The sequence below is a fragment of the Streptomyces boluensis genome (assembly GCF_009908195.1).
In the GTDB taxonomy this organism is placed as follows: Bacteria; Actinomycetota; Actinomycetes; order Streptomycetales; family Streptomycetaceae; genus Streptomyces; species Streptomyces boluensis.
The window spans coordinates 1-7968 of sequence record NZ_JAAAHS010000353.1; the positions used below are offsets into that span (position 1 = coordinate 1).

The window sequence follows — 7968 nt, forward strand, 5'->3', positions numbered from 1 at the left end:
ACCCAACACCCCACCCTCAAGCCCGAGTTCACGCTCCGCAGCCGTGACGGCCATGCGGGCCACCGCGTCGGGGCGGTCGACGGTGCCGGTGTTGGCGTGGGAGCCGAGTCCGTCGAGGATCACCAGAATGTGAATAGCCGTCAGGAGCGGGTTGTCGGTGCGGAATTCGTCGTCCCGTACGCCGTCCCGCAGGAGCCCCGCGAGCCGTTCGCGCCAGGACGCCTCCTGTACCGCGACCCGCTCGCGCAGCGCCGGCCGGTAGCGGCTGAGGTGCCGGGCGTTGATCCAGAGCCGGCTGACGTCGTCGTACGGAGCACCCGTCGCAAGGGCGAAGAAACGTGCCAGGTAGCGCGCGGGGGAGCCGTCCGGCCGCTCCTCCGGGAGCAGGGTGTCGAGCTCGGTGCTCGCCGCGCAGCCGAACGCCTCGGCCACCAGCTCCTCGGCCGAGGGGAAGTAGTGGCTGATCAAGCCCGGCCGTACGTCGAGCTCCTCGGCGATGCGGCGGAGCGTGATGCACTCCAGGCCCTCGGTCAGCGCGATGGTGGCGGCCGCGTCGACGATTTCCGCACGTCGGGCGGCAGGTGACTTTCTGACTCGCTTGCGTTGAACGCTTGACGGCATATCGGCGATGCTATTGAGTGTGCGACCAATAAGCAAGCAGGTGGGTAGGCCCAGCATCCGGAGAGACCATGGCGTCCACGCTTCCCGAACCACACCCCGCCGCACGTGAGAGCCTCGCGCCGGAGAGCTCCGAACGCGCCGCCCACGTCGAGTCCCATGGAATCGACCACATTCCCGAAGGCGAACGGCACGGCCACCCCCGGCAGTTGTTCTCCGTCTGGGCCGCGGCCAACGTCAACTATCTGAGCCTGGTGCTCGGCGGCGCCCTCGTCCTCATGGGGCTCACCCTGGGGCAGGCCATCGGGGTGATCGTCGTCGGCAACCTGTTCTGGCTGCTGACCGGTGTGCTCGCCGTCTCGGGCCCGGCCTCGGGCACGCCGAGCGAGGTGGTCACCCGGGCGCTGTACGGCGTGCGCGGCAACCGCGTCAACAACGCCGTCGTCGGCTGGATGATCTCGGTCTGCTACTTCGCCCTGAACCTGGCCGCCGCCGCGACCGCCGGCTTCGCCCTGGTCGAGCGCGTCGGCATCACGGCCACAACCGGCGTACAGATCACGGTCGTTGTCGTCATCGCCGTGCTCACCCTGGTCATCAGCGTCTACGGACACGCGATGATCATGAAGCTGTATCTGCCCATCACGCTGGCGCTCACCGCCGTCTTCGCCGTGGTCGCCGTGCCCGTGTTCCAGCACACCGACTTCTCGTACGTCCCGGCCGAGCGGCTCACCGGCACGGAGCTGTGGGCCGTGCTGATCGCCGGGGTCACCCTCATCGCGGCAGGCCCGCTCTCGTACACCACCAGCGCCGACTTCTCCCGCTACCTGCCCCGTGAGACCCCCGCCAGGGCCGTCGTGGGCTGGACCGCGCTCGGGGCGTTCCTGCCGAGCGTCGCCGTCTGCTCGCTCGGCGCGCTTGCCGCCACCACGCTCGACATGAGCGATCCGCAGACCGCGCTCCAGTCGATCCTGCCCGGCTGGTTCGCGCCCGTCTTCCTGCTCGCCCTGGTCCTCGGCACCATCGCCATCAACGCCCTGACCGCCTACAGCGCGGGCCTCGCCCTGCAGGCCGTCGGCATCAAGATCCGGCGCTCCTTCAGCGTCCTCGTCGACGGGGCCGCCGCCGTCGGCCTGACCCTGTACGCGCTGCTCGTGTCCAACTTCCTCGACACCGTCAGCAACGTCCTCCAGCTCACCGTCGTCCTGCTCGGCCCGAGCATGGCCATCTACGCCACCGACATCCTGATGCGCCGCAACCGCTACGACGGCCTCGCCCTCACCGACGAGTCCCGCGACAGCCCGTTCTGGTACGTAGCGGGCGTCAACTGGGCGGGCGCCGCCGCGCTGGCCGGTGGGGTGACCGCCTCGGCCCTGAGCGTCAACACCGTCTACACCGGCCCCCTCGCCACCGCCCTCGGCGGCATCGACCTCGCCCTGCCCGTCGGGATCCTGGTCTCCGCCGCGCTCTACGCGCTACTGATGCGCACCCCGCTCGGCGCCCCGCACATTCCGAGCGCCGCCTGACCGCGCCCCCCGCACCGGCCGGCCCGCACACCCGCGGGCCGGCCGCGCCGCGTGCGCACCCCGCCCACCTGCGGATCCGTACGCGCCATGACCACCGGCCCGGAAATGCCGACGGTCGCCAGGCCCGTACGCGAATGGCGACCGCACCCCGCCCTGGGGATGATGGAGAGATCTTCGGCCGCGCCGGAGTACAGACAAGAAGGCGGTTCCGCAGGGAGACTCGAGGGAGGGCCGTCACTCGCCGGCCGCAGTCGACGGGAGAAGGGAAGCGGACCGATGAACGCTGCGGACGCCCCGACTTCCGGAGTGGGCCCGGAGGGCCCCAGTCCACTGACGGCCGCGGGCGGACTCCTCGACGTACTCGGTGTGGCCGCCGTGGTGCTCGACGCCGACGGCCGGATCGCGCTGTGGAGCCCGCAGGCCGAGACCCTCTTCGGGTACACCGCCGAGGAAGCCCTCGGCCGCCCCGCCGCGAAGGTCCTCGTCGACGAGGAACACCTCGACGTGGTCCTGTCCCTGTTCGCCGGGGTGATGGCGACCGGCGAGACCTGGGCCGGCGCCTTCCCCGTACGGCACAAGGACGACGGCACCCTGCTCGCCGAGTTCCGCAACATGCGCCTGCAGGACAGGGAGGGCAACGTCTACGCGCTCGGGCTCGCCTCCGAGCGCGCCACCCTGCAGCGCATGGAACGCGACCTGGCGCTCTCGCTGCGCCTCGTCACACAGTCCCCGATCGGCATCGCCGTGATGGACACCGACCTGCGGTACGCCCTGGTCAACCCGGCGCTCGAACGCATCAACGGCATCCCCGTCAAGGAACACCTGGGGCACACGGTGTCCGAGGCACTGCCGTTCCTGGACGCCGCGTCCATCGAGTCCGCGATGCGTACGGTCCTCACCACCGGCGCCCCGTCCCTCGACACCTTCACGATCGGCCGCACCCCGGCCGACCCGCACAACGACCACGCCTGGTCCGTGTCCATGCACCGCCTGGAGGACCCCGGACAGCACCGGGTCATCGGCCTCGCCGTGTCCGTCGTCGACGTCACCGAGCAGCACCGCGCCGCCACCGCGGCCGCCCGCGCCCAGCGCAAGCTCGCGATGATCGCCGACGCCACCGAACGCATCGGCACCACCCTCGACCTCGACCGCACGGCCCGCGAACTCGCCGACTGCCTCGTCCCGGAGTTCGCCGACATCGCCGCCGTCGACCTCCTCGACAGCGTGCTGAAGTACACCAGCCCTGTCCGGCCGACCGGCGCCGGAGGCGCCCTGTTCCGCGCGGTCGCCGTGGCCGCGGCCCACCCGACCTTCGCCGAGCGGGCCTCCGACCCGGTCGGCAGGACGGTGCGGTACGACGCCAAGCGGCTCGTCGCCCAGTGCGTACGCTCCGGCAGGCCCACCCTGATCGCCCACGTCAGGGAGCAGGACCTGGCCCGGATCGGCCGCGACCGCGATGTGGCCGCGCTCCTGGAGGAGGCCGGGGTGCACTCGTACCTCGCCATCCCGCTGCGCGCCCGCGGCACCGTGCTCGGCGCGCTCACCCTCGCCCGGACCGCCAACCCGCTGTCCTTCGATCACGACGACATGCTGCTCGCGGGGGAGCTCGGCTCCCGTGCCGCCGTCGCCATCGACAATGCCCGCGGCTACCAGCAGCAGAGCCACGCCGCGCTGTCCCTGCAACGGCACCTCCTTCCGCACCAGCCGCCGAAGCCGCCGGGCCTCGACGTCACGTACCGCTACCAGCCCGCGACCACGGCCGGTGACGTCGGCGGTGACTGGTTCGACGTGATCCGCCTCGCCGACGACCGCTCCGCCCTCGTCGTCGGCGACGTCATGGGCAGCGGCATCAACGCCGCCGCCACCATGGGCCAACTCCGCACCGCCACCCGCACGTTGGCGGGCCTCGGCCTCGAACCCGCAGATGTGCTCACCCACCTGGACCGGATCACGGGCGAGTTGGAGGACACCCTCGCGACCTGTGTGTACGCCGAGTACGACCCGCGCACCGGCAACTGCAGGATCGCCGTCGCGGGCCACATGCCGCCCGTCCTGTGCCGCTCCGGCGTACGTCCTGAACTCCTCTCCCTGCCCACCGGGGCACCCCTCGGCGTCGGCGGCGTGACCTTCGAGGCCCGTGAGGTCACCCTCGGCGAGGGCGACGAGCTGGTCCTCTACACCGACGGCCTGGTGGAGACCCGCGAACAGGACATCGGCGTCCGCCTCGCCACCCTCATCGACCTGCTCGACCAGCCGCGCCGCTCCCTCGAGGAGACCTGCGACCTCCTCCTCACCACCCTCAGACGGCACGGCGAACCCGACGACGTGGCCCTCCTCATCGCGCGTACGCACCCACTGCCGCCGACCGACGGAACCTGAACACCCGCACTGTGAGCGTCAGTTGGGGCGCGCCGCGCCACGTGCAAGGCGGCCGCCGCCGATCTGCGCGTACCGGGTCGGCGTCCCGGCCCGCTTGCGGTGCACGCGGCGGCGGTCGGGCAGCGGCGGTGCGGTGGCCGGGAAGTGCTGGATCTCGGCGAGCAGCTTCTCGATGACCGCCTGTCCCAGCGGGCTGCCCAGCGCCTCCGCGTCGCCGAGGGTGCGCCGGGCCCGCCGCCAGGCACGGCTGCGCCGGCCCGACAGATGGTCCACGAACGCGAGCGCGTACCCCGTCGAACACCGCGCCCACCGGTCGTCGCGGGTCCCCGGCAACGCCGCCGCGTACCGTGCCGAGCGGCGCGCCTCCGGCAACGAGGTGTGCGCCTGATTGCAGGCGAGCACCGCCCAACTGTGCGCCACCGAAGGGCCGAAGAACACCCCCTCCGGTACCAGGTCCACCGCCTCCTTGAGGCAGGCCACCGCCAGCTCACGGTCGCCCGAGAACGCCGCGAGCACCCCGGACGCGTCGGCGACGTGCCCGAGCGTGGTGTCGTCGCCCACGAGCACCGCCAACTCGCCCGCCTCGCGCAGCAGTTCAGCGGCGTCGCCCTCACCGGACCGCACCGCGAGCCACCCGGCGAGCCACAGCGCCCGCGCCCGCAGCAAGGAAGCCTCCGGGACGACCGGCAACAGCCGTTGCAGATACGAGCGGCCCTGCGCGGTATGCCCGCACACCCCCCACCAGAACCACAGGGCCACCACGGTGTGCAGCGCGGTCTCGGCCTGCGCGGCGGAGCGCGGCGGCCGCACCAGGGCCGCCCGCAGATTGGCCTCCGCGGCGCGCACCTGCGCCACGGCCTGCTGCTGGAGCCCGGCCTGCCAGAGGCGCTGCGCGGACTCGGCGGTCTCCCGGCACCAGGTGAGATGCCGCTCGACCGCCTCCGCCGACTCCCCGGCGTCCCGCAGCCGCTCGAAGCCGAACTCCCGGACGGCCGTGCCCATGCGGTACCGGCCCGGCAGCACGCCACCGGGGTCGCGTACCGGTTCCAGGACCGAGGCCAGGGTGAGCCGGGCTAGGCACGCGGGGATCGACTGCGCCCGCAACTGCCCCCCGGCGCCCACGAACACGGCGGTCTCCTCGTCGAACTCGCCGCCCAGGACGCTCAGTCGGGCCCACGTGATGCGCTCCGCCCGCCCGCACAGCGTGTAACTCGCCCCCAGCGCCGCGTGCAGCGAGCGATGCCGCCACATGTCACCGCCGCGCCCGGACAGGCGGTACTGGCCGGACTCCACAAGCGTCGCCACCTCGGCCAGCGGGTGCCGGCCCACCTGCTCGGCGGCGAGGCGCAGCGCGAGCGGCACGCCCTGGAGCCGGGCGCAGATGTCGACCACGGCACGCCCGGCGGCGCCCGTACCGGTCACGTTCGCGCCCCGCGCCACCCGCGCCAGGAACATCCGGGCCGCGGGGCTGGGGGAGCCGTCGCCGGGCGCGGTGAGCGAGAGCGGGCCGAGGCGCAGCACCGCCTCGGCACCCAGACCGAGCGGCTGCCGACCGGTCGCGAGCACCCGCAGGCCGGGCAGCGCCTGGAGCAGCCGCTGCACAAGCGCGACCAGTCCGTCGCGCACCGGGTCCACATCGTCGAGCAGCAGAAGCCGTGGCCGCGCCCGCAGCCGCTCCGCGACCTCCTCGAACTCCGCAGAGCCCGCGAGCCCGAGCGCCGCGGCCACCCCGGCGAGCGCATCGGGGCCGCCCACCGGACCCTGGCTCCACCAGCGCACCCGGGTCAGGAGCAGCCCACCCGGCTCCTCGGCCACCGCACGCGCGAGGCGGCTCTTGCCGATCCCGGGGGCGCCGGTCACCGTCACCATGCGGTGCCGCGCGAGGAGCGCGCGCAGCTGCGTCAACTCCCGTTCCCTGCCGATCAGTTCGACCGGACCGCCGCGTTCCGGCCGCTGGCCTCTGCTCTGCCGCACGGACGAGCCACGAAGGCGGTCAAACACTGCACTGCTCCTGATCGATTTCGTGCGCCGACGTGAGACGAGTTGCGCCTCGCGGGTCGAAATCCGACTGCAGGAACGCTCCTGCACAACTCGACCACAGAGGGAACTCATCCGGACCGCGCGGGGTAGCGACCTGAACCGCCCCATCACCCGAGGCGGCGACAAGGGGAACCCCTGTCCGGGCCGGGTTCCCTGCCTGCTCGGCCACCGTTCGCGCGCACCCGCTTCCGTGTCTGGCCGTTCCCGTACCGCGAATTGATCGTTCTGGAGCAGTAGAGGCGCGCAACGGAACGCTTGAGGGTGATTCCCCGGCGTGCTCACCGCCGATGGGCGCGTGGAACGCGCGGCTCCGGTGGTGCAGTGAAGCCCCTGTTCGCCGTCGCGAGCGCGACGCCGTTTGAGAGGTCGGATGCCACCAGTGCGGAGCAGCAATCGTCAGTACCTCGTGTCGGTGGATCATCTGCGGGCCTACGCGGCCGTGCTCGTGCTCCTCTACCACGGCGTCCACGCGATCTCGCCGCACCTCAGATCCACCCCGAACAGCGACCCGCACGGCTGGCTCTACCCGGGCGATCCGTTCGCGGCGCTCGTCGTCGAAGGGCACACGGGCGTCGCCCTGTTCATGGTCCTCTCCGGCTTCATCTTCACCGTCGGCACCCTCGGCAAGGACGTGCGCTACGGCCGGTTCCTCGGCAACCGCGCGCTGCGGATCTTCCCGCTCTACGTGGTGCTCGTGATCGTCGGCACCGGCGCGTACCGCAAGAGCGCCGATCTGCTCGCCGTCGTCCAGTCGCTGGCCGGACTCGGCAACCTGCCGGGCTCGCTGTCCCTGGGCGATGTGTCGCAGGTGTGGTGGGCCATCGCCGTGGAGCTGCAGTTCTATCTGCTGTTCCCGCTGCTCATCAGGCTGCTCTCGCGGCACGGTCCGCCGGCGCTCCTGAAGCTCCTTGCGGCCGTCGCCGTGATCCGCGCCCTGGTCTGGGCCACGGGCGGCGGCGTCGGCGTGAACTCGATGCTCTACTACAGCCTCGCCGGACGGATCGACCAGTTCCTCCTGGGGATGGTCGCCGCCTGGATCTTCGTGCACCACCGCGACCGCTTCCGCGGTCCGGTCAAGGTGGCCGCCGCGAGCACTCTCGCCCTCACCGCGGTCTGGCTGTTCAACAGCGCGCACGCCTACCACGAGGGCCGCGCCGGGCGGCTGCTCTGGGTCGACGTCGAGGGTGCCGTGTGGGCGCTCGTGGTGCTGACGTACGTCGCCACGGTGACGTCGACGGGCCGTGTCTCCCGTGCGCTCGCCAAGGTCGGGGAGCTGAGCTTCTCGGTCTACCTCCTCCACTACCTGGTCGTCTCGGCGCTCGTCACCCGGCGCGAGTGGCTCGAACCCACCGGGCGCCCGGTCGTGGACGCCGTCCTCACCACGGCCGTCCTCGTCCTGCCCGTCTCC

The 7968-nt window shown here is 72.2% G+C and carries 5 protein-coding genes; 3 read left to right on the forward strand and 2 right to left on the reverse strand.

Annotated elements, in window-relative coordinates; all coding sequences use genetic code 11:
• Positions 1 to 621, reverse strand: a 621-nt coding sequence (locus tag GUY60_RS30405; protein ID WP_161703618.1) for a TetR/AcrR family transcriptional regulator, incomplete at its 3' end; no start/stop codon positions are given.
• Positions 622 to 689: 68 nt separating this feature from the next.
• On the opposite strand from GUY60_RS30405, the gene GUY60_RS30410 reads away from it, so the two are divergent.
• On the forward strand, positions 690 to 2141 hold the full coding sequence (locus GUY60_RS30410) for a purine-cytosine permease family protein (RefSeq protein WP_161703620.1): 1452 nt from the start codon (positions 690 to 692) through the stop codon (positions 2139 to 2141).
• A 276-nt stretch (positions 2142 to 2417) separates the two neighbouring features.
• The gene (locus GUY60_RS30415) at positions 2418 to 4520 is read left to right on the forward strand and encodes a SpoIIE family protein phosphatase (protein WP_161703622.1); all 2103 of its coding nucleotides are present in this window, start codon (positions 2418 to 2420) and stop codon (positions 4518 to 4520) included.
• 18 nt (positions 4521 to 4538) lie between these two features.
• Here GUY60_RS30415 and GUY60_RS30420 read toward each other — a convergent pair whose 3' ends face one another.
• Entirely contained in the window at positions 4539 to 6494 is a 1956-nt protein-coding gene (locus GUY60_RS30420) for an ATP-binding protein (RefSeq protein WP_161703624.1), read from the reverse strand.
• Positions 6495 to 6972: 478 nt separating this feature from the next.
• On the opposite strand from GUY60_RS30420, the gene GUY60_RS30425 reads away from it, so the two are divergent.
• On the forward strand, positions 6973 to 7968 hold a 996-nt coding region (locus tag GUY60_RS30425), incomplete at its 3' end, for an acyltransferase family protein (protein ID WP_161703626.1).

Bases quoted from the DNA above. Each gene is read 5' to 3' on its own strand.
- GUY60_RS30410 (WP_161703620.1), top strand. From the start codon at position 690: ATGGCGTCCACGCTTCCCGAACCACACCCCGCCGCACGTGAGAGCCTC.
- GUY60_RS30415 (WP_161703622.1), top strand. From the start codon at position 2,418: ATGAACGCTGCGGACGCCCCGACTTCCGGAGTGGGCCCGGAGGGCCCC.